Here is a 21,215-nt window from a genome sequence, read left to right as displayed (position 1 = left end):
GAAACTATAATGAAATTTTCTTTTATATTCCCTGGTCAGGGGTCTCAAGCCATTGGAATGGGCAAAGAAATTTATGAAAATTTCAATGAGGCTAAAGAGCTTTTGCATAATGCAAGTGATGCTCTTAGCGTAGATTTCAAGAAGCTTCTTTTTGAAGAGAACGAGCTGATTAATCAGAGTGAGTTTACTCAGCCTGCAATAGTTTTAAATTCTTTAATGTGCTATTTGGCTCTAAAATCAAAATTAAATTTAGAGCCAAATTTCAGCCTCGGACACTCTCTTGGAGAGTTTAGTGCCTTGGCTGTAAATAGCGGATTTGACTTTGTAGATGCACTTAAGGTGGTAAATATCAGAGGCAAGCTTATGCAAGAGGCTTGCAATGGTAAAGATGTGTCTATGATGGTTGTTTTAGGACTAAATGATCAAATTGTCGAAGAAATTTGCGTAGGCGCTCAAAAAGATGGTTTGCAAATTTACGCAGCAAATTACAACTGTGATGGACAGATAGTCGTAGCCGGAGTTAGAGAGCATTTGGTTAAATTTGAATCAGTATTTAAAGAGGCTGGGGCAAAGAGGGCTATGCTTTTAAATATGTCTGTTGCCAGCCATTGCCCTATTCTTAGTAGTGCAAGCATAGGTCTTGTTAGCCATCTTGAGGCGACATTAAAAGATAAATTTAAAAGTGTTATATCTAACGCAACTGCTAAACCATATAGTAGCAAGAATGAGGCTTTAAATTTATTAAAAGATCAGCTTGTAAAACCTGTTTTATATAAACAAAGTATTCAAAATTCACAAAGTGAAATTGATATTTTTGTAGAATTTGGTTCAAGCGTGCTAAAAGGGATCAATAAAAAGATCACTGATAAACCGACCTATTCTATAACGGATATTAAGAGCTTGGATGAATTTTTAGTATTTTTGGAGGGTAAATGATAGCGATTTTAGGTGCAATGCCTGAAGAGATTACTCCGCTTTTGGACGCTTTAAAAGATTATGAAGAGATACGTTATGCGAATAATGTCTTTTATTTGGCGAAATTTAAAGATAAAGAGCTTGTAATAGCATATTCAAAGATAGGCAAAGTAAATGCCGCCCTGACGGCTACAATAATGATTGAGAAATTTAAGGCTCAAAAGTTGCTTTTTACAGGTGTTGCCGGCGCTTTAAATGAAAATTTGAAAATCAAAGACATGTTGTATGCCGAATCATTGGTGCAACATGATCTTGATATTACAGCATTTGGCCATCCGCATGGATTTGTGCCCGGCACTAGTATATTTATGAAAAGCGATGTAAATTTAAATGTCCTGGCTACTAAAATTGCTAAGCAAAAGGGAATAAATTTAAAAAGTGGAATTATAGCTACTGGAGATCAGTTTATTTGCGAACAAAGTAAAAAAGATTGGATAAAAAATACATTTAAAGCCGATGCAACAGAGATGGAAGGTGCCAGTGTAGCCCTAGTATGTGAGAGCTTAAATGTGCCGTTTTTTATCCTGCGTGCGATAAGCGATGAGGCTGGAGGCGGAGCAGAGTTTGATTTTGACGAATTCTTACAAAGCTCTGCTAATATAAGTGCAGATTTCATCCTCTCCATGGTTGAGGAGTTATGATAGAGCTGAGCAAAAAGATACTTCGTATAGTCGGACAGACAAATGCGAAGTATCAGATGTTCGAAGAGGGTGATAAAATTTTGCTTGCCCTAAGCGGTGGTAAAGACAGCATGACTCTTGCTCACCTACTTAAGCATTTTTGCTCAGTAAGCCCTTTGAATTGGGAATTTGAAGCGGTTACAGTAAGCTACGGAATAGGCGAAAATCTTGAGCCTATAAAGGAGCACTTTAAAATTCATCAAATTCCCTACAAGGTAATTGATACTAAAATTTTTGAATTCGGTAGAGAAAAGATACGCGAAAATACTACATTTTGCAGCTTCTGCAGTCGTATGCGAAGAGGCTATCTATACACCTATGCTCTTGAAAACGGATTTAATAAGATTGCCATAGCACATCATCTTGATGACGCTGCAGAGAGCTTTTTTATGAATTTTACATATAATGGCGCACTTAGAACTTTGGCTCCAAGATATAAGGCTGAAAATGGTTTGACAATAATCAGGCCTTTAATACTTGTAAGAGAGCGACAGATTAGGGATTGTGCTATTAAAAATGAGCTTCCTTTGATGAATGAAGAGGAGAGCTGTCCTGCTAGATCATATGGCGGCAAAGCACCTAGAGCAAGAGCTGAAACAAAGGCTATGCTTGCAAATTTAGAGAGTGAAAATCATAAGTTTTTCGTCTCTTTAAAGGCTGCATTTGAAAATGTTCACTTGGATACATTTTTTGGTGCTGATGAAAACTATTAAAATCCTTGCAAAACTATACTGTAAAGCTCGTTTATCTCTCTATCATCCAATAAAATCGTAGATTTTTTCTTAAATAGATGTTGGATTTTTTCAAATTTTAGATTTAAATTGCCAAAACAATTTGAGTGAGAGGGTAAAAAACCTCTTGCTAAAGAGAGGTGGCTTTCTATTTTTTCGTCACAAACAAAACAGGTGAGCTCATCGTGAAGCCTTCCTTCATGCTCTAAAATTCGTACATAAGCCTCGATAATAAGGCGTTTTGGATTTTGTTTTAAAAGCCTTTGAGCACAAAGCTCAACTTCTTGAAAATATATTTCGTCAATATGCTCCACATCTTTTAAATGTGTGTAAAATAGGCGCATAAACTGCTGCCAAATTATTAGTCGTTCTCGTAAAATCAGCCAGCTAAAGCCAAGGTGTAATACACTCCTAAGATGTGGCAAAAAATTTGCACTCTCTACAAGCTCGAAGTCTATTTTATATCCCTGCATAATACTAGGATGGCGTGCACCGTAAAACCTATAGCATTTGATGAGTGAATTTGAAGTCAAGAGATAGACTATCATATCCTCGTCCTTGACTTTTTGTGTGTGGATTATGTAGCCTTGCATTTAAATTGTGAAGAAATCCTCGATCTTATCTCGCATAAGTCCTATATCATTTATTCTGTTTATCTCATCTCTAAAATTGCTTGCCCCATCAATTCCTTTGGAGTATTGATGCAGATGTTTTCTGAAAATAGATACCCCATAAGAGCCGTAGTGGCTTATCATGGCATCAAAATGAGCCAAAATAATCTCTCTTTTGAGCTCACTACTTACCTTATTTGTAGTTTTTATCTCATGAAATATCCATGGCTTACCTATGCTTGCGCGCCCTATCATAATTGCATCACAACCTGTCAGTGTAAAAACTTCATTAGCGTTTTTTTCGTCTATATCGCCATTTGCAACTACTGGTATTTTCACGGAGTCTTTTGCTCTTTTTATGGCGCCATAATCAACCTCTGCACTGTATCCACCAGCCCTTGTTCTTCCGTGAATGCTTATAAAGTCAACCCCCGCATCTTCTGCAGCCGTTGCTAAAATTTCAGGAATTTTCTCATCAAATCCAAGCCTCATCTTGACACTAAGCATCTTTTTATTTGATGTTTTTTTAATAGTTTCTACTATATTTTTTAGATTATCTACATCTTTTAAAAGAGCCGAGCCTGCCGATTGTTTCACGACTTTTGGAACCGGACAGCCGCAGTTTAGATCTATGCCATCAATTCCTTCAAATTTATTGATAATTTCAACCGCTTTTTTTATTATTTGAGCATCACTTCCTGCTATTTGAACGATATATGGAGTCTCTTCCGGAGATTTTTTAAGCATCTCGAGAGTTTTTTCGGAGCTCTCGTATACAAGGGCATTTGCACTTATCATCTCGCTAATAGTAACATCACAACCAAATTTCTTTACCACGCTTCTTAAAGGCAGATCAGAAAAACCTGCCAATGGGGCTAGAAAAATAGGCTTTTTGCTAAAATCTATCATCTAAAAAGCATATTTGCAGGCACCATCCTGCCATTTTCTCTAAGGTAGAGTAAAATTCTAAAATTTTGATACTCGTAAGGATCTGAATTTTCTAAAATTTCACGAATGCGCTCTATCATTTGCAGTTCAAATAGTACGTACAAATAGGCCTCTTCAGCATCTTGATGAGAGCCTCTTAGTCTTTCAAATATTCCAATAAGAGTATCTGGAGCTAGTTTATCTTTTAGTACGATAGCGCTGTGATTATACTGCTCTTTTGTGATTTGGTGGTGGTTTAAAATCTCAAAAATTTCTTCACTGTTCATATCTATCTCGTCATTGACAAAACGATCTATCATGATCATGACCTCTTCTCCGCTCTTTTCAAACCCATATCTTTTAATATCTGTAAAAGAGCCAAGTCTAATGAGTTTTTCGTTTGCTTTTTTTGAAATTTCATCATTTAACTCTTGATAGCTTTTTACCACTTCAACGAAGTAGTTTGGTATCTTTTCTAGCTTATTTAGCTCATTTTGTATGAATAGTTTATTGTCTTTTGGTAGTTTAAATTTCTTTAGGTCCATAACTTCTCCATTTTGGGCACCCTTTACAATTTTTACTACACTATCTAACTCATCGTTGCTAACTGCAATTTGGTCATATTTTTTCCAAGGTGATAAAATTTTAGTTGTCTGCGAAGGTGTTTTGTAAAGCTCTGTTTTAAACTCTTTGTTTGTATCAAGCCCTAAAAAGACTTCCTTCGCTAGCTCGTTATAAAGATGCTCGTCTTTTTTTATTGAGCGTTTAAATACATATATTTCAAATCCATGATATGCAATATGGACTATGGAGAGTATAGCAAATATAGCAATAGGGATTACTATCCATGCAGCAAGTGGAAGAGTAAGTGAATACTCAAGAAAGTTAAAAGTATGCTCTGAGGCATCTAGTGAATATACAAAAATGCCGACTAATACTATATAAATTAAACTATAAACTATAAAACGTCTAGTTTTCATAACAATCCCCTATTTTTTAGATGTTTTTTCGACTATCTCTCTACAAACTATACAATATCTTGCATGAGGTTTTACTTTAAGTCTTGGTATTCCAATATCTTCTTCACACATTTCACAAATTCCGTAAGTCTTGTTGGTTATCTTGCTAAGGGCTACGTCTATAGCGGCCAATTCGTATCTTTGTTGTGCACTTATTGATTGTTCTATTAGCTGATCGGCATTTACAGTTGCTATATCAAATTCATCGCTTATGCCGCTATCTCTAAGAGCTGCCAACTCGTTACTTGCATCAAGTATATTTTTCTTGATTTGGATTTTTCTCTCTTCCAAAATAGATTTAAAAAGTTCTAGATCGCTTTTGCGCATCTGTTTCCTTTACTTATGATATGGGTGATTTGCATTTATACAAAGAGCCCTAAAAATTTGTTCAAAAAGTATTAGTTTGGCTATTTTATGAGCCATTGTAAGAGGGCTCAGACTTATAATTTTATCCACTTTTTGTTTGAAATTTTGACTAAGCCCATAAGCTCCACCTATAAAAAATGAAATTTGCGAATTGCTTTCTAAAATTTTAGCAAATTGAATACTATCAAGCTTTTCGCCCTTTTCGTCAAGTGCTATACAAAAACCCTTTAAATTTGGCTCATAAATATCATCATAGCTTTTTAATGCCGATTCGCTTCTGGCACTTTGAGCTTTGGCGATTTTTTCATTGAATATAGTTATATCAGAAATTTTGGCAAATTTTGATGACATTTTTATATACTCTTTTATCTCGTTTTCAAAGTTATCAGCTTTGGATTTTTGTATCGAGAAGACAGAAATTTCCAATACCTACTCTTCCTCTTCATCATTATCATTGTTTTGCAAAATAAGCTCGGCACTCTCTTCTTTTACAGGCTTAGAATTCGATAGAAGCCTTATCATATCACTTACAAATTTTTTATGATCTTTTCTTTCAACTATAGCGTCTATCAGTCCGTGTTCAAGCAAAAATTCAGATCTTTGAAATCCTTCCGGAAGATCTGAGCCTATAGTTTGCTTGATAACTCTTTGCCCAGCAAATCCTATAAGTGCGCCAGGTTCTGCTATGATAATATCTCCAAGCCAAGCAAAACTAGCACTAACTCCACCCATTGTAGGATCTGTTAGTATCGATATATAGGGTACCTTAGCCTCATCAAGCAGTTTTAACGCTGCGGAAGTCTTTGACATCTGCATTAAAGAAAATGTGCTTTCTTGCATTCTTGCTCCGCCTGATGCCGAGATTATTATAAGCGGGTGTTTTTTGTCTATGGATCTTTTGATAGCTCTAACTATCTTTTCACCTTCTACTGAGCCTAGGCTTCCACCCATGAAACTAAAGTCAAAGACCACAAGCTGTACGTCCATATTGTCTATTTTTGCTTCGCCGCATATTACGGCACTGCTTCTTCCAGTTTTCTCTTCGCTCTCATTGATACGCTTTTTGTATGATTTTTTATCCACAAATTTAAGCGGATCTACAGGTTTTAAGTTTTTATCAAATTCTACAAAGGTTTCAGGGTCGCATAAAAGCTCTATTCTTCTTTGAGGTTTGAGTCTCATATGGTATCCGCATTTCGGGCATACGTTAAAGCAGGCTTCTACCTCTTTATAATACATTAATGAGTGGCAGCTTTCGCACTTTACCCAGTGCGCAGGAGCTTCACTCGGAGATGATTGATTTCTTGTTTTTGAAAAAATATCTAAAAAGCCCATTTTCTACCTACTTAAATATAAAAATTATGCGATTATATCTAATTTTAGCATTGTATTTGCTTATATTTGATTGTTAAATTAGTTAAATTTAAATTTTATATATTTAAAGTTTGTAGTAAAATTTATTTTACCACTCTATGTATGTTTTTGCTTTTTTGATGTCTGAAATTTTTATTTTGATAGGTTTATTGTCTACTTCAAGATCTATTTCATCGTCATTTACGGCTAAAATTTTACCTTTTAGTTTTTGATTTCCTCCATCGATTGAGGCTGTAATTTTTACAAGCTCTCCTATGCTTGAGCTAAAATGAGCGATTGTTTCGAGCTTTCTTTCAAGTCCGGGACTGCTAACTTCAAGAGTGTAGTCACCATTAACGGGTGGTTCTACATCAAAGATAGGTGAAAGTAATCTCGATACTTTTTCACAGTCGTCTAAATTTACTCCATCTTTTTTAGTAATATAAATTCTGTAAATAGTTTTGCCGTTTTCATTGGCTAGTTCGGTATCATAAAGCTCTACCCCGCACTCTTTAATTAGTTTTTCAAGATTTTGCATTTTTATCTAAATCCTTTGAAATTTTATCAAACAAACTATCCATATGATTTTGATACTCTAGCCTATCATCAAATTTGAAGTGAAAATTCGGGCATCTATACCAACCTTCAGCTTCCATGCAGTGGTTTTGTAGATATTTTGATATGCGTTTTAAGTGACTTAATACATAGGCTTGTTCTTTGTCGTCAAACGCCATCTTATCAAGATATACAAAGGCGTCATATCTACCTTTTTTGCACTCTACATCAGTTACGCAAAGACCTCTTAAAAACTCATCCTCTAAAGTCGCAAGAGCTTCAGGAATAAGCTCTTTCAACACACTTTCGGTTCTTAGTCTTTTAATTTCGGCTGAATTCATAGAGTCGCTTGCTCCTCAATCTCTTTAAAGCTTTCTATATAATCACCCTCTCTTATATCATTATATCCGTCTATTCCTACGCCACACTCATAGCCTTTTGCCACCTCGCGAACGTCGTCTTTAAAGCGTTTTAGTGAGCTTACCGTACCTTCATGAACTACTATACCATTTCTAATGAGCCTTATTTTTGCTCCTCTGTTTATACTGCCTTCTGTTACCATACATCCAGCTATAGCACCTATTTTTGGCACATTTATTACTTGGCGAACTTGAGCTTGTCCTAAGTGCTCTTCTCGTAATATAGGTGACATTAATCCGCTCAGTAGCACTTTAACATCATCTAGAAGGTTATAGATTACATTATATGTTTTAATCTCTATTCCGCTTTCTTTCGCTTTTTCTTTTATCTCTCCGGTTGGGCGTATGTTAAATCCTAAGATTACACTATTTTCACTGGCTTTTGCCAAAGCTACGTCACTTTGAGTTATTCCGCCTACTCCAGAGTGTATAATATTTACCTTAATCTCATCATTTCTTAGTTTTTCAAGACTTGATTTTATGGCTTCTAATGATCCGCCAACATCTGCTTTTACAATAACAGGCAGTGATTTTAGCTCACCTTCCGCAATCTTTTCACTAAGCTCTTCAAGGCTTACTTTTGTAGTCTTACTAAGCTCTTTTTGACGTAGGTATTCTGCCTTTTTCTGAGCATATTCGCGAGCCTCTTTGTCTGTTTTAACACTTATTAGAGTCTCTCCCGCCTCAGGAATTTCACTTAAACCCATTATTACGCCACATTCACCGGGCTTTATCTCTTTTAAAACATTGGCTTTATCGTCTGTTATGCTTCTTATTTTACCGTAGGCCACTCCTGCCACTACAGTATCTCCAACTTTTAAAGTACCGTTTTCTACGATTATGGTTGCAACAGGTCCCCTGCCTTTTTGTTGCGAGCTTTCTATTATGGTAGCTTTCGCATTTGCTTTCGCATTTGCCTTAAGTTCCAGAATGTCTGCTTGCAGAAGCACTATCTCCAATAGGTCTTCTATACCCATTCCTGTTTTTGCTGAAATAGGAACAAATTCATATGCTCCGCCCCATTCGGTAGATAGTATGTCAAGATCTGCGAGTTCGCTTTTTACTTTGTCCGGATTTGCTGCCTCTTTATCCATCTTATTGATAGCTATTATAATAGGTACATTTGCAGCCTTAGCATGACTAATGGCCTCTTTTGTCTGTGGTTTTACTCCATCGTCGGCAGCAACGACTATTATAACTATATCTGTTACTCCTGCCCCTCTAGCTCTCATGGCAGTAAAGGCCTCGTGGCCAGGAGTGTCTATAAATGTTATGTTTCGATTATTTTTGTTAACCATATATGCGCCTACGTGCTGGGTTATACCGCCAGCTTCTCCGGATGCTACGCGTGAGTTTCTTATATAGTCAAGCAAAGATGTTTTACCGTGATCAACGTGACCCATTATCGTTATAACAGGAGCTCTTTGAGTTAAATTTTCTTCCCCGTTTTGCTCATCGTATGCCTTTACGTAGTCAAACGCCTCTTGAATATCTACAATATTTATTTCCACTCCAAATTCATCGGCTAGAATTTCTATCGAATCCTCGTCTAAAAAGTCGTTTTTAGTAGTCATCATACCTAGCATAAACAGTTTGCTAATAATCTCACTAGGCTGTTTATTTAACTTCTCAGCAAATTCATATACACGTATCTCTTTTGGGATCTCAATAGATGTTATTGTCTCGCTGTTATTTGAGTCTTTTGAAACTTTTTTATGTTTTTTTCTCGAGCGCCTGCTTATGCCTTGCTCTAAAAAAGATCCTATCGAGTTATTTAAAGACGGCTTATATATATTTGTCTGTTTAGTTTTTTGAGTCGGCTGTGGAGCAGGCGTTCTTACTGAAAAATCAGGCAGAACCACTACATCCTCATCTTCTAAAACTATATCGGCTAGATCTCTATCACTTAAGAGATCGACTTTTTGGATCCCATCTTTTTTAGTTGCAATTACAGGTTTTTTCTCTTTTTTTTTCTTTTTAAGCGTAGATTCTGCGTTATTAAATGAGAACATACTCTCTAAATTTCTAATAGGCTCGTTTTCGGTTTTTTCTGCTTGTTTTATAGGTCTTGGAGTAGTCGCAGGCTCTTCTTTCTTTTTCTTAACTATCATAAGTCCTCTTCTTTTTTGAAGACTTACGTCAGCTAGGCTCTCTTTTGCTTCAAGTTTTTTTTCAACTATGACAGGTTTTTCAGGTTGCTTATCCTCTTTTTGTCTTGTATTTTCTTTTGTTTCTATTTCAGATTTTATTTCAGGAATTTCTACTTTTTCTTTAGGTTGTTTTGTTGAAGCTTGCCCTGTTTTAAGAGTTTTTTCTGCTACCTTATCATCTTTTTTGGTGGTTTTAGAAGACTCTTTTTTAGTATCTTTGTTCTCTTTTTGCTCTTTTGTCTGTTTTGGGGCTGATTTTTTAGGCTCGGATTTTTTCTTTTCAGGCTTTTTCTTAAAACTTTCCGGAATTTCTCCTGTCTGCACATATGTATATAGCGCCTCGGCCTCTTCAGGCGTAACTCCGCTGGAGTGTGTTTTTACTTTTAACCCTAGCTCATTAGCCTTTTCTACAATTTCTTTGCTAGGATAACCTAGCTCATTTGCTATCTCTGAAATACGAACAGTCCCCATTTAAGAGTATCTCCTTTAAAATTTGCCCATTTTTTAAGGTGGCGATAAAATTTCCCGCCACTCTGCCGAGCGATTTTTTCAAATTTTTTTCATCTTTTTTTAAACAGTCTTCACATATATAAAAACTTCTTCCATTTCCGCTACCAAAAAAAAGTGAAGAATTAATGATGCGAAATCTGCGTAAATCATATTGTTTGAATCTTATCTTACAAACTACGCACATTCTAATGGGAATATAATTTTTAACCATATATTATAACTTTTGTTTGCTTTTTTTTAGCTTTTTGAGATGATAAATCCGTTATTATCAAATGATAAAATTTCAACTCTAAAATTTTTAAATTTATCTTTTAGTCTCTCTTGTAGATTAGCGGCATCTGATTTATAAGTTATATTTAAAAATGTCGAACCACTTCCAGATAGTGTGCTCATCAAAGCCCCGTTTTCATAAGCCGTTTTACGAACATCAAAGAGCTCAGGAAGAGTTTGCATTCTAAGTTCTTCATGCATCATATCTTTTGATGCTATTTTTAAAAGATCGTATTTTTCTTCTAAGAAACAGGCCGTTAAAAATGCTGAATGAGATAGATTACTCACGCATTTACTCATTGAGTAGTGTTTAGGCAGTTTTGTGCGAGATTCTTTTGTGCTCATCGGTTTATCTGGAATAACCACCACGGCTTTAATATCGTCTCCTATAGCTTTTTTAATGGAATTTACCTGATTATTATGCACCACAGAGGTTACAAAGCCTCCAAGAACTGCTGGAGAGATATTGTCAGGATGATTTTCATATACTAAGGATCTATTTAATACTACGTTTTTATCGACCTTAAACTCAGCCATAGCGTAAGCCAAAGCAATCGCGGAGGTAATAACTGCAGATGAGCTCCCAAGACCACGAGAAAATGGAATATGATTTTTAAAAACTATTCTAAAACTATCTTTTTTGCCTGTTAGTTCATAATAAATTTCATTAAAAATTGATAGAAAAAGATTATTTTTTTTGAGTTTTATATTTTCTGCGCCTTCGCCTATTATGGATATTGATGAAAAATTTGCTCTTTTTATATCAATTTCGTTATATAAACTCAAAGCAAGTCCTAAGGCATCAAAGCCAGGACCTAAATTTGCACTTGTTGCAGGAACACTGATAGTCAAAACAACTCCTAAACCGCTTGGATAATATAGTTTGGTAGAGTATCAAAATTTAAATTTAAAACATCTAAATTTGATGGGAGTTTGAAATTTCCTGCTTCAGTTTTTTCCAACCTAATCTCGTCTTGAAATTTAACAAAACTTAGCGCCTTATTTGCACGTATAGGTGCATTGTCATTTAGTTCAAAACCGCTTACTGCGTAAAACTCACACTCTTTTATGATGCTTAATGTCTTTAAAATTATATATGAAACTTTTATACCCATAAAGCTTCCGGGGCCATTTGCATAGATTATTTTTGAAATTTTATATCTGTTTTTATTTAAAATTTCATCTATTATTTCTATTAAAGCCTCATCGGATTTTTTATCACTTTGTATCTCTTGTATAAACTCACCTTTTTCATCATATATACCAAATAAAAGTGGAGAAGTGAGCGCTATGACTAAAATTTGGATATTTTTTATGCAAATACCTTTTGGTATTCAAGTGATAGCTGATCTTTTAGGGTCACAACTTCATAGTTTTTAGCATCACTTAAAATCGCTAAAGTAAGTTCGTGATTTAGCTCATGGCTTCCAGCAAAAGATGTATAATCAGCCATTAAAGGAGCGCCCATTAGGCTAAGATCTCCAATTGCATCTAAGATTTTGTGTCTTACGAATTCGTTTTCAAACCTAAGTCCTTCCGGGTTTAAAATCCTAGTATCATCTATTACTACGGCATTATCAAGACTTCCACCAAGGGCTAGATTATTGGCTCTTAGCATCTGAACATCTTTTAAAAATCCAAAAGTTCTAGCTCTGGCAATCTCCTCTATAAATGCACTTTTGCTAAACTCAAACAGGTATCTTTGTTCGCCTATTATAGGGTGATCAAATTTGATTGTAAAATCAAATTTTGGATTTTTTGACGGCGTCACTTTGGCAAATTTACCGTTCTTGCTGACTTCAACCTCTTTTTTTATTATAATTACTCTTTTGTGATCATTGAGTTTAGCAGTGCCGGCTTCATCAAGCATCATGCAGTAGCTTATTGCACTTCCGTCCATTACGGGAACCTCGTTTGCGTCAAGAACTATACGTATATTGTCTATTCCGTATCCGCTAATTGCAGACAACAGATGCTCTATTGTCGATATATAGCCTTTTTGAGAGCCTATAACAGTTGCCATTTGAGTATTTATAACATTTTTTGGTTCCGCTTTAAAACTTATACCCAGATCTTTTCTATAAAAAACTATACCTGTATTTGCACTCATAGGCTCTAAGATTATTTTTATCGGCTCACCCTTGTGAAGACCTATTCCAACACCTTCTACAGCCTTTTTTATAGTTGTTTGTTGCAAAATTTTCCTTTTAAATTTTCTAAATTTTTCGTATTATACAATTTTTTAGTAACAAATAATAAATTTTATTTACCATCAATCATCTTTTTTGCGGCATTTAAAACATTTAAGACATTATCTCTCATCCAGCTTGTATCCATCCACTCTTCAGGTCTTACCTCGATGCCTTGAACTATCATTCCAAAGTGCAAGTGATCTCCCATGGCAAGCCCGCTTACTCCGGTAGCCCCTATCCGATCTCCCGCCCCTATCCGATCTCCTGTTTTTACCGCTATCGAGTTACAGTGTCCATATAGTGAAAATATTCCAAAGTCATGATTAATAATGATGGTTTGCCCGTAAATTCCATTCTCTCCGGCAAAATCCACTGTGCCGTTGTTGCTTGTTATAATACTTGCGTTTTTAGTAGAGGCAAGATCTAGCCCCATATGCCAAGACTCACTAATGTCTTGTCCATCAAAAGTATAATATCTGTGATCACCAAAACTCGCAACAGCCTTTGCGTTTTTAAGAGGATAGAATTTTTTTAGACTAAATTCGCTTATAGTATCTGTAGATATTTTTGATGTGATGTCAGAGATTAGTTTCTCGTTGGCTCCGCGTAAATTTTCGTTTACGAATTTCATTTTTTCTAGATTTGACATTGACTCGTGATTTTGTGCGTATTGTGCAGCTAGCTCGGGTATCTTCTCGTTTAAAAATCTATTTTGGTTATCAAGTTTTATTTTTGAGCTTTTATAAGTTCTGTTTTGATAAAAAAATCTTATTTTGCTCTTTGTGATATTTCCCGCATAATCTATCGCGACCACATCTGCGCTAAACGAGCTTTGTGTCGCGGGCCAAGCTACTAAAGAGGCATAGTAATCATCTTTATAAAATTTAGAAGGTATAAATTTCTTGCCGAAATTTGTCTGTATATATAGCTCTTTTAATCTCTCGTCCGTTACCTTAAATACGACCGTTGCACTTCCGCCTTTATTGATTGCGTAGGAGTGATTTAGGATGTTTACTTCAGGTCTTTTGCCATCGACTATGACTTCAACATTTTTTGTCTGCTTGTTTCCCATAAAAAAGCCCCATTTGCTCGCATCAATCGCTTCAATGCTCATGGTATAATTCTTTTTTTGAGACTGAAATCCGGTCTTTGGAAATGATAAATTTATATCTAAAATATCCAAGGGGGCTTCAAAATTTTGGTTAGTTAAAATCATCTGATGCTCTGCATCAAGCATGCTTATTTTTAAAGATTTTATGCCACTTTCATCGGTTATTTTTATAGGTAAGGGTGATGTAAGGTTCCAATAAATTTGATCCTCTATCGATATCAGTGGTTTTTCTTTTTCAAACGATTTTGAGCTAAACAGCATAAAAATTCCAGCAATTATTAAAATAAAAAGCACACTATAAGCTATAAAATTTGATCTATTTTTTCTCATTAAATAATCCTAAAACCTAAATCTTATTTTTCGAGATTTTACTAAAAAGCTATAAATTTGGAGTAAATTTATAAAATTTCGCGTATCTTTCTTGCCTCACTCATCCAGTTTTTAAGCTCTTCCCATTTTTCGTTTTTAACTAAAATTTCGCAATCTTCTAGCTCTTTTTTAAACATATCTATTGCGTTTATTAGGTTGTCTTTGTTTTGTTTAAAAATATCGCTCCACATTACTGGTGAGCTTTTTGCTATTCTTATCATATCCTTAAAGCTTGTTCCACCAAGTGCGATAATGTCTTTTTTATTTTCTTTTTTTAATACGCTTGATGCAAGTGAAAAACTGATGACGTGAGGTAGATGAGATATTACACTTGTGCGATGATCGTGTTCTTTTGCGCTCATAAACACAATTTTCATGCCAATATGAGAAAATAGCTCTACACAGCGTTTTACATGTTTTTCGCTACTTTCTTTAAAGTCACAAATTATTACAACGGCATCTTTAAATAAACCAGGAAAAGCTGCTTGTGGGCCTGAGTATTCCGTACCTGCCATAGGGTGAGCTGGGATAAAATTTTGTCTTATTTTTTCAGGAACTGCCTCTATAATCTTCTCTTTTGTGCTTCCAAGATCAATTATTGTAGTATTTTCATCTATGTCTTCAAGGTCTTTTACTATTTTTATTATCGCTTCAACAGGAATAGCTAGAAATATCATATCGCACTTTTTTTTCATCTCGTCAAGGGTTAAAATTTCATGTACCAAGCCAAGCTCCAGTGCTTTTTGTTCATGCTCTTTATTTAAATCAAGTCCGCTTACGCAAGAGATTAATTTTTCATTTTTTAAGCTAAGTCCTAAAGAGCCACCGATTAGCCCTAATCCGATGATGCCTATTTTCATAAAAAAAGCCTTTGTAAATTTATATTGTTTAAAATTAAAATGTGTTATTATACCGCCTAATACTCATTTTTAGGTTAAATTCAATGAAAAAAAGCGTTTTTTTAATACTTGCCGCGGCATGTTTAGGCAGTGCTGTAGAGATAAAGTCTATAAATTTCAAAGGTCTTTTACGCCTATCTCCCGAGGTTGCAAAAGATATTATGGGGCTAAAAGTAGGAGATCAATTAACTGGTGAAAATAGCGATACTGCAATTTCAAATTTGTTTAGACAAAATTATTTTGATGATATCTACATCGAGGAAAGTGATGGTAATGTCTTAGTCGTCGTAAAAGAAAAACCGAGTATAGCAAGACTTGATATAAAAGGCGTTGTAACAAACGATAAGACTACGATAGATCAACTAATTGGCATCAAACAAGGAAATATGTATGATGAACTCGCTATCAGTAGAGCAAAAGAGCGAATTAGACAGTTTTATGAGTCAAAGGGCTATTTTGATACCGTTGTGGATGTAACCAAAGAGAGTGTAGCCGGCAATGACAGTAGTTTATTTGTAACCTTGAATGTAAATCGTGGTGAAAATATCATAATTCAAAAGGTAAATTTAGTAGGCGCTAAGATTTTTGATTATAGCGATATAGAGCCTGTTGTGGCTAATAAAGAACGTGAATTTATGGGTTGGATGTGGGGTAGAAATGACGGAAAAGTAAAACTTTTTGAGCTACCAAACGATCCGGGACGAATCCAAGATAAATACTTTCAAAAGGGCTATCTTGACGCTACGGTTTCTACGCCATATCTAAATGCCTATATGGATAACTATACTGCAGAGCTTACTTACTATATCAGTGAGGGTGAGCCTTACAGAGTATCTAGTGTTGATATAGAAGCACCTGAGTTTTTAGAGCTTGATAAGGAAAAAATTTTAAAAGAATTTAAACTAGAAGCGGGCGATAGGATGAATTCGGCGAGGCTTAGACGAGATATGCAAAAGCTTGACGATATAGTTGCCGATAGAGGATACGCTTTTGTAAAAGTTATGCCAAGAACGGATAAGAATAGCCAAGATAAGAGCGTGAGCATAGTTTACGAGGTAGCTCCTGGAGATAAGGCGTATATCAGAAACGTTCAAATTTCAGGAAACGATAGAACCGTAGATAGGGTCGTAAGAAGAGAGCTTTATTTAACAGAAGGAAATTTATACAGCAGAACTGATCTTGAAGATAGTAAAACAGCGCTTAAAAGAACCGGATACTTTGAAGATGTGGAGATAAAAGAAGAGAGGGTGGGAGCTAATGAGGTTGATCTTTTAGTAAATGTCAAAGAGGCCTCAACCGGATCAATAAGCGGTGGTATAGGATATGGAAGCTCTGATGGATTGCTACTTAATGCAAGTGTATCTGATACAAACGTATTTGGTAGCGGTATGAAAGGCGTATTGAGCGTAGACAGAAGCGATAATGAGCTTTCAGGGCAGATTGGTCTTACTAATCCTAGAATATTTGATTCTGAGTATAGCTTAGGAGGAACTCTATATGCCAACGATTACGATTGGAATAACTACGATGAGAGATCATATGGATTTAATACCGTTTTAGGAAGAAAATTAACTAGAAATTTAAGCGCTTCGATAGGGTATGTCATAGAGCAAAGCAATATTAAAAAGCTAAACGAGACTCTTATTAGGACAGGCTATAAAGAGGGTAAAAGTCTAAAAAGCGCCTTTATTCCGTCTATTACATATAATAATACAGATGATTATTATTTGCCAAGAACCGGCATAATAGCCACTACCAGCCTTGAATACGCAGGAGTTGGCGGAGATGAGAAATTTATAAAAAGCAGAACGGGATTTAACTGGTATCTTGGGCTTAGGGAGTGGATTGATTATGATTTAATCTTAAGATACAAGGCAAATTTTGCTAAAATTTGGGATAGAGGATATGTGCCTATTAACGAGAAGCTGTATTTAGGTGGTATTAAAAATTTAAGAGGATATGATTCAAGGACAGTCTCTCCTAAAAACCAATATGGAGATGAAACGGGAGGAACTATATCTTTTAATAACTCATTTGAGCTTAGTTTTCCTATAATAGATAGAGTAAAAATGCGTGGTGTGTTATTTTTTGACTACGGCAAGATAGGCCAAAACAGTATAAATGAGAATACAAGATACTCAACCGGCGCAGGTATAGAGTGGATCACGCCTATAGGACCGCTTCAACTGATTTTTGCCAAACCACTTAACGATAAGCCAGGAGATGAGACTAGCTCGTTTGAATTTACGATCGGACAGCGCTTCTAAAAGGCTTATTTGGATATAGACTCTGGTCTATATCCTTTCTATAACTTTTGGTTTTTATATGATAAATGATGAATTTTATATGAATTTAGCCTTGCAAAAGGCTTGGGAATTTCAAATTTTAACCTATCCAAATCCTGCCGTTGGCTGTGTGATCCTGGATAAAAACGGTGCAATTCTTGCATGTGAAGCTCATGAGAGAGCTGGAGAGGCTCATGCTGAGCTAAATGCCGTAAAATCGGCACTTTTTAAGCTAAATCCTGATTTTAAATTTCCAAACGGCCCAAAAGAGCTTTATGAGTTTATTTTGGCTAATCATAACGGTATTTTAAAGGGCTCAAAGGCCTATGTAACTCTTGAGCCGTGCTCTCATCATGGCAAAACTCCGCCTTGTGCCAATCTGCTTAAAGTTTTAGGTTTTAAAGAGGTCATAATAGCTAGGCGAGATGAGAATAAAAAGGCAAGTGGCGGGGCTGAAATTTTAAGAGACGGAAATATCAAGCTTAAATTCGATGTTTTAAAAGAGAGGGCCGATGAGCTTATAGAACCTTTTTTGTTTTGGCAGAATGGAAATTTCAGCTTTTTTAAAATAGCCCTTTGCGCAAATGGAGTAGCCACCGGCGGAGTCATATCAAACGAACAAAGCCGCACTCGTATGCATAGACTAAGAAGCGCATCAGATCTGCTTGTAATAGGTGGCAATACAGTGCGAACAGACCGCCCTACTCTTGATACCAGACTGATAAAAAACGGTAAAAATCCGGATATTCTTATCTACTCTAAGGCGCAAAATTTTGATAAAACAATTCCGCTTTTTAATGTTAGTGGTAGAATCGTTGAGATATCAAATAGTCTTGAAAAGGCTTTTAAAGTTCCTCTTGTGATGTTTGAAGGCGGGGAGAGTTTTTTAAACTCACTTGATGAAAGAGTAAGCTGGGTGTTAATCTATCAATCAAGCGAGTTTAAAAACTTGCAAAATTTAAGAGCAAATTTAAGGCTAAAAAGGCTGTTTAGCTCAAATTTTGGCAGCGATAACTATGGCTGGTACAAAATAATAAGATAAACTTACCTGATCCAGTTTATAAAAACAGAGTTTATCACGCTATTTACACTATCTTTTAAAATTCCGTCCAGAGCTCTTTCGTAAGCATGCTTCTCTTTCCACACAGGCATAGCCACACCGCTTAGATTTTCTATCTCTTCTCTTGCCGAGTAATAATCGCTTACATCGTCGATAAGCCCGACTCTTTTAGCATCAGAGGCTAAAAATACTCTAGCGTTTGCCCATTCTAAGCTTTTATTGACATCTAAATTTCTTGCCAAGGCCACGTCTTGCACAAACATATCGTAAGATTTTTTGACCAGTTTTTCAAGCTCATTTCGCTCAATACTGCTCCACTCTCTGGCAAATGTTCCTACCTCTTTAAACTCTCCCGCCTTTACAACTTGCTGAGATATTCCGATTTTATTAGCCAGTTCGCTTATATTTGGAGCTTGAATTATAACCCCTATTGAGCCTATGAACGAGCCCGGATTTGCCAAAATTTTATTTGAATTTACTCCGGAGTAATAACTTCCGCTAGTCATTGTTCCGCCCGCATAAGCTATCACGGGTTTTTTGGCTCTTAATTTTTTTACCGCCATAGCTATCTCTGTGCTTGGCGCAAGAGCTCCTCCGGGACTATCTATGAACAGCAAAACACCTTTGATATGATCATCCTTGGTCGCTTCATGTATCTCTTTTAGCGTCTTTTGGCTATCTAAAATCACGCCACTTATATCTATTTGAACCAAATTGGGTCTGTTTACTCCTTTTGAATCGGGGTAGATGAATATCAAAAATAAGATTAAGAGAAAAATCATAGTTTTAAAATATTCATTTATAAATTTAAATATCGCAACTATCGGCGAGAAAAGTAGTTTTAAAAAATTCAATTTCTTTCCTTATTAGTCTAAATTTAAAGGTTTGCCTTGGATATATAGCTTTTTGCACTCTTTTGCGTGTAACAAAAACATCAAAGCAAGCCCATCTTGCTCTGTGTTACCAAATCTATCATACAATGCCATATCCGCCAGTTTTCCCTCTTTAATCTCTCCAAGATTTAAATTTAGGGACTTTGCACACCATGAAGTGGATGCAAGGAGCAAAATTTTAGCTAAATTTTTTAAATCAAAATCGCTATGGATTAATAAATTAGCTCTCAATTCGTCTAAAAAATTTAGACTTATATTTGAACTAAGCCCGTCTGTGCCTATATTGAAAGAGATATTTTGATCTAATAAATTTTGTAAATTCAAAGTCTTTTTACTTAGTAGCCTATTTGAAAAAGCGCAATGTGTAACGCTGTGAATAGGGTTATCAAATTTGCTAAAATCACTCATATAAACGCAGTGCGTAAAGAGAGTTCTAGCGCCAGCAAACAGTTTAATAAAACTATCCACGCTATAAAGAGGTTTTGGAAATTTACTAAATTTACCAAGCCACTCTTTAAATCCGCCTACGCCACTTTTTAGCCACTCTCTTTCGTGATCTGACTCCATTAGGTGCGTTGATACTAGTAAATTTTGCTCTTTTGCGAGATTTATAGCGGCTTTAGCCAAATTTGGATGTGTAGAGTATGGCGAGTGAACGGATATAGCGGGAGTGAAAAATTCGCTTTTAAATTTCACGCTCTCATCGAAACGCTTTTTAAAGCCCTGCCAATTTACATCTAAAAATTCCTCATTGGAGCCTAAAATCTCGTTAAAGTATATTACTCTAGCAGAGCTTTTAACACAGGCTTTGAGGTCTGTTCCGAAGCTAGAAACCGCACCTATAGTGCCTACTCCACTTTTTTGCATAGTTTTTATAGCGGATTTTATAACTTCTTCATTGGCTTGCTGCGAAAGCGTGGAACGAGAGTTTATTACGCTACTTAGCCACTCCAAAAAATCCCCATAAACAAGGCTAGTTTTATTAGCGCTAAACTCTAAATGAACATGTGGATTTATAAATGCCGGAGCCAGGATTGTTTCTTTTTCTTCTATAAATTCGGCATCCTTGAATTCTTTTTTTAGCTCGCTCGCTTCGCCTATTTTTATTATCTTGTCGTCAAAAGCAACTGCCTTATCTTGTAAAATAGTGAAATTTTCATCGCAGAGCATTATAAATTTTGGCTTTAAAATAGTCATTTTTAACCTTTTTTTGTTGTGATTGTAACAAAATTTTCTTATTTCAAAGCTTCAATATGATCGGATGAAGCAACGGCTGATAAAAACAAAAATTTAGAAATAAAAATGTATAATTAAAGCTAAATTTAAAATTTACAAAAAGGAAATGCTATGGATAAAAAATTTAAGGTTATGGTTATTCAAGGACCAAATATTAACATGCTGGGCACTAGAGAGACTTCTATTTACGGTGTTATGAAAATGGAAGACATTCATAATCAAATGAAACTTTTTGCAGAGCAAAACGATGTAGATATAGAGTTTTTTCAAAGCAATTTAGAGGGTGAGCTTGTGGATAAAATTCAAGAGTGCTACGGAGATGCTGACGGTATTATAATAAACCCTGCAGCCTATACACATAGCTCTATTGCCATAAGAGACGCATTAAGCGCTGTTAGCTTACCTGCGATAGAGGTTCATATCAGCAATATTCACCGCAGAGAAGAATTTCGCCAAAAGAGCATGATATCTGTGGTAACCGCCGGCCAAATAGTTGGTTTTGGACCTGTAGGATATCATCTGGCAATGATTGCAATGCTTCAAATTTTCGAGCAAATCAAAGCGGTAAGGCAGGCTCAAAATACACAAGAATAATTAAAAAATC

Annotated in this window: 22 protein-coding genes; 6 read left to right on the top strand and 16 right to left on the bottom strand. The window is 35.6% G+C overall.

Annotated features, from left to right (window positions below):
* Positions 1–9: 9 nt before the first annotated feature.
* The 3 genes from fabD to CDOM16189_RS00260 are packed head-to-tail and all read left to right on the top strand — an operon-like array spanning position 10 to position 2,368.
* Complete coding sequence (gene fabD / locus CDOM16189_RS00270) at positions 10–936, top strand: ACP S-malonyltransferase (RefSeq protein ID WP_170000673.1); 927 nt, start codon at positions 10–12, stop codon at positions 934–936.
* The gene (locus tag CDOM16189_RS00265) at positions 933–1,616 is read left to right on the top strand and encodes a 5'-methylthioadenosine/adenosylhomocysteine nucleosidase (RefSeq protein WP_170000672.1); all 684 of its coding nucleotides are present in this window, start codon (positions 933–935) and stop codon (positions 1,614–1,616) included. Before fabD ends, CDOM16189_RS00265 begins: the two co-directional genes overlap by 4 nt.
* On the top strand, positions 1,613–2,368 hold the full coding sequence (locus tag CDOM16189_RS00260; protein ID WP_169973368.1) for a tRNA 2-thiocytidine biosynthesis TtcA family protein: 756 nt from the start codon (positions 1,613–1,615) through the stop codon (positions 2,366–2,368). The genes CDOM16189_RS00265 and CDOM16189_RS00260 overlap by 4 nt, the downstream gene beginning before the upstream one ends.
* Here CDOM16189_RS00260 and recO read toward each other — a convergent pair.
* The 14 genes from recO to CDOM16189_RS00185 all read right to left on the bottom strand — a co-directional run bounded on the left by recO (position 2,365) and on the right by CDOM16189_RS00185 (position 15,098).
* Positions 2,365–2,979: a recombination protein RecO gene (gene recO / locus CDOM16189_RS00255; RefSeq protein ID WP_169973366.1), complete on the bottom strand. Its 615-nt coding sequence runs from the start codon at positions 2,977–2,979 to the stop codon at positions 2,365–2,367. The two genes, CDOM16189_RS00260 and recO, sit on opposite strands and share 4 nt — an antisense overlap.
* On the bottom strand, positions 2,980–3,906 hold the full coding sequence (locus CDOM16189_RS00250; RefSeq protein ID WP_169973364.1) for a tRNA dihydrouridine synthase: 927 nt from the start codon (positions 3,904–3,906) through the stop codon (positions 2,980–2,982).
* Positions 3,903–4,904, bottom strand: a complete 1,002-nt coding sequence (locus tag CDOM16189_RS00245; protein ID WP_169973362.1) for a LapA family protein — start codon at positions 4,902–4,904, stop codon at positions 3,903–3,905. Before CDOM16189_RS00245 ends, CDOM16189_RS00250 begins: the two co-directional genes overlap by 4 nt.
* A 9-nt stretch (positions 4,905–4,913) precedes the next feature.
* Entirely contained in the window at positions 4,914–5,270 is a 357-nt protein-coding gene (dksA, locus tag CDOM16189_RS00240) for an RNA polymerase-binding protein DksA (RefSeq protein WP_169973360.1), read from the bottom strand.
* A gap of 9 nt (positions 5,271–5,279) precedes the next feature.
* Complete coding sequence (locus tag CDOM16189_RS00235; RefSeq protein ID WP_169973359.1) at positions 5,280–5,735, bottom strand: 23S rRNA (pseudouridine(1915)-N(3))-methyltransferase RlmH; 456 nt, start codon at positions 5,733–5,735, stop codon at positions 5,280–5,282.
* 3 nt (positions 5,736–5,738) lie between these two features.
* Positions 5,739–6,644, bottom strand: a complete 906-nt coding sequence (gene accD, locus CDOM16189_RS00230; RefSeq protein WP_169973357.1) for an acetyl-CoA carboxylase, carboxyltransferase subunit beta — start codon at positions 6,642–6,644, stop codon at positions 5,739–5,741.
* Between the two features lie 127 nt (positions 6,645–6,771).
* Positions 6,772–7,200, bottom strand: coding sequence for a ribosome maturation factor RimP (rimP, locus tag CDOM16189_RS00225; RefSeq protein ID WP_169973355.1), 429 nt, complete (start codon positions 7,198–7,200; stop codon positions 6,772–6,774).
* The gene (rbfA, locus tag CDOM16189_RS00220; RefSeq protein WP_169973353.1) at positions 7,187–7,558 is read right to left on the bottom strand and encodes a 30S ribosome-binding factor RbfA; all 372 of its coding nucleotides are present in this window, start codon (positions 7,556–7,558) and stop codon (positions 7,187–7,189) included. Before rbfA ends, rimP begins: the two co-directional genes overlap by 14 nt.
* Positions 7,555–10,257 (bottom strand): translation initiation factor IF-2, encoded by a 2,703-nt coding sequence (infB, locus tag CDOM16189_RS00215; RefSeq protein ID WP_169973351.1) that lies wholly within the window; start codon positions 10,255–10,257, stop codon positions 7,555–7,557. The genes rbfA and infB overlap by 4 nt, the downstream gene beginning before the upstream one ends.
* A gap of 276 nt (positions 10,258–10,533) precedes the next feature.
* Entirely contained in the window at positions 10,534–11,418 is an 885-nt protein-coding gene (gene thrB / locus CDOM16189_RS00205; RefSeq protein WP_169973347.1) for a homoserine kinase, read from the bottom strand.
* An 8-nt stretch (positions 11,419–11,426) separates the two neighbouring features.
* Complete coding sequence (locus tag CDOM16189_RS00200; protein WP_349304313.1) at positions 11,427–11,795, bottom strand: glycoprotease; 369 nt, start codon at positions 11,793–11,795, stop codon at positions 11,427–11,429.
* An 83-nt stretch (positions 11,796–11,878) separates the two neighbouring features.
* Complete coding sequence (gene lpxC, locus CDOM16189_RS00195; protein WP_169973345.1) at positions 11,879–12,763, bottom strand: UDP-3-O-acyl-N-acetylglucosamine deacetylase; 885 nt, start codon at positions 12,761–12,763, stop codon at positions 11,879–11,881.
* A gap of 65 nt (positions 12,764–12,828) precedes the next feature.
* On the bottom strand, positions 12,829–14,199 hold the full coding sequence (pgp6, locus tag CDOM16189_RS00190; RefSeq protein WP_169973343.1) for a peptidoglycan metallopeptidase Pgp6: 1,371 nt from the start codon (positions 14,197–14,199) through the stop codon (positions 12,829–12,831).
* A gap of 68 nt (positions 14,200–14,267) precedes the next feature.
* Positions 14,268–15,098: a prephenate dehydrogenase gene (locus CDOM16189_RS00185; RefSeq protein ID WP_169973342.1), complete on the bottom strand. Its 831-nt coding sequence runs from the start codon at positions 15,096–15,098 to the stop codon at positions 14,268–14,270.
* An 83-nt stretch (positions 15,099–15,181) separates the two neighbouring features.
* Between CDOM16189_RS00185 and bamA the strand changes: the two genes are divergently transcribed.
* Positions 15,182–17,404: an outer membrane protein assembly factor BamA gene (gene bamA / locus CDOM16189_RS00180; protein WP_169973341.1), complete on the top strand. Its 2,223-nt coding sequence runs from the start codon at positions 15,182–15,184 to the stop codon at positions 17,402–17,404.
* Between the two features lie 58 nt (positions 17,405–17,462).
* Positions 17,463–18,464 carry a bifunctional diaminohydroxyphosphoribosylaminopyrimidine deaminase/5-amino-6-(5-phosphoribosylamino)uracil reductase RibD gene (gene ribD / locus CDOM16189_RS00175; protein WP_211436532.1) on the top strand — a complete coding sequence of 334 codons (1,002 nt, stop codon included), beginning with the start codon at positions 17,463–17,465 and terminating at the stop codon, positions 18,462–18,464.
* A 2-nt stretch (positions 18,465–18,466) separates the two neighbouring features.
* Here ribD and sppA read toward each other — a convergent pair whose 3' ends face one another.
* On the bottom strand, positions 18,467–19,336 hold the full coding sequence (sppA, locus tag CDOM16189_RS00170; RefSeq protein ID WP_169973340.1) for a signal peptide peptidase SppA: 870 nt from the start codon (positions 19,334–19,336) through the stop codon (positions 18,467–18,469).
* Positions 19,337–19,348: 12 nt separating this feature from the next.
* Positions 19,349–20,572, bottom strand: a complete 1,224-nt coding sequence (gene mqnF / locus CDOM16189_RS00165; protein WP_169973339.1) for an aminofutalosine deaminase family hydrolase — start codon at positions 20,570–20,572, stop codon at positions 19,349–19,351.
* A 150-nt stretch (positions 20,573–20,722) separates the two neighbouring features.
* Between mqnF and aroQ the strand changes: the two genes are divergently transcribed.
* Positions 20,723–21,205, top strand: coding sequence for a type II 3-dehydroquinate dehydratase (gene aroQ / locus CDOM16189_RS00160; RefSeq protein ID WP_169973338.1), 483 nt, complete (start codon positions 20,723–20,725; stop codon positions 21,203–21,205).
* Positions 21,206–21,215: the final 10 nt, after the last annotated feature.

Origin of the sequence: Campylobacter sp. RM16189, from assembly GCF_012978815.1 — a bacterium.
GTDB lineage: Bacteria > Campylobacterota > Campylobacteria > Campylobacterales > Campylobacteraceae > Campylobacter_A.
The sequence above is the reverse complement of the archived record's forward strand: the minus strand, read 5'-3'. Positions and strand labels throughout refer to the sequence as shown.

Bases quoted from the DNA above. Each gene is read 5' to 3' on its own strand.
- mqnF (WP_169973339.1), bottom strand. From the start codon at position 20,572: ATGACTATTTTAAAGCCAAAATTTATAATGCTCTGCGATGAAAATTTC.
- rimP (WP_169973355.1), bottom strand. From the start codon at position 7,200: ATGCAAAATCTTGAAAAACTAATTAAAGAGTGCGGGGTAGAGCTTTAT.
- ribD (WP_211436532.1), top strand. From the start codon at position 17,463: ATGATAAATGATGAATTTTATATGAATTTAGCCTTGCAAAAGGCTTGG.
- CDOM16189_RS00185 (WP_169973342.1), bottom strand. From the start codon at position 15,098: ATGAAAATAGGCATCATCGGATTAGGGCTAATCGGTGGCTCTTTAGGA.
- fabD (WP_170000673.1), top strand. From the start codon at position 10: ATGAAATTTTCTTTTATATTCCCTGGTCAGGGGTCTCAAGCCATTGGA.
- CDOM16189_RS00265 (WP_170000672.1), top strand. From the start codon at position 933: ATGATAGCGATTTTAGGTGCAATGCCTGAAGAGATTACTCCGCTTTTG.
- CDOM16189_RS00245 (WP_169973362.1), bottom strand. From the start codon at position 4,904: ATGAAAACTAGACGTTTTATAGTTTATAGTTTAATTTATATAGTATTA.
- accD (WP_169973357.1), bottom strand. From the start codon at position 6,644: ATGGGCTTTTTAGATATTTTTTCAAAAACAAGAAATCAATCATCTCCG.
- pgp6 (WP_169973343.1), bottom strand. From the start codon at position 14,199: ATGAGAAAAAATAGATCAAATTTTATAGCTTATAGTGTGCTTTTTATT.
- infB (WP_169973351.1), bottom strand. From the start codon at position 10,257: ATGGGGACTGTTCGTATTTCAGAGATAGCAAATGAGCTAGGTTATCCT.
- CDOM16189_RS00250 (WP_169973364.1), bottom strand. From the start codon at position 3,906: ATGATAGATTTTAGCAAAAAGCCTATTTTTCTAGCCCCATTGGCAGGT.
- dksA (WP_169973360.1), bottom strand. From the start codon at position 5,270: ATGCGCAAAAGCGATCTAGAACTTTTTAAATCTATTTTGGAAGAGAGA.
- recO (WP_169973366.1), bottom strand. From the start codon at position 2,979: ATGCAAGGCTACATAATCCACACACAAAAAGTCAAGGACGAGGATATG.
- aroQ (WP_169973338.1), top strand. From the start codon at position 20,723: ATGGATAAAAAATTTAAGGTTATGGTTATTCAAGGACCAAATATTAAC.
- rbfA (WP_169973353.1), bottom strand. From the start codon at position 7,558: ATGAATTCAGCCGAAATTAAAAGACTAAGAACCGAAAGTGTGTTGAAA.
- bamA (WP_169973341.1), top strand. From the start codon at position 15,182: ATGAAAAAAAGCGTTTTTTTAATACTTGCCGCGGCATGTTTAGGCAGT.
- CDOM16189_RS00260 (WP_169973368.1), top strand. From the start codon at position 1,613: ATGATAGAGCTGAGCAAAAAGATACTTCGTATAGTCGGACAGACAAAT.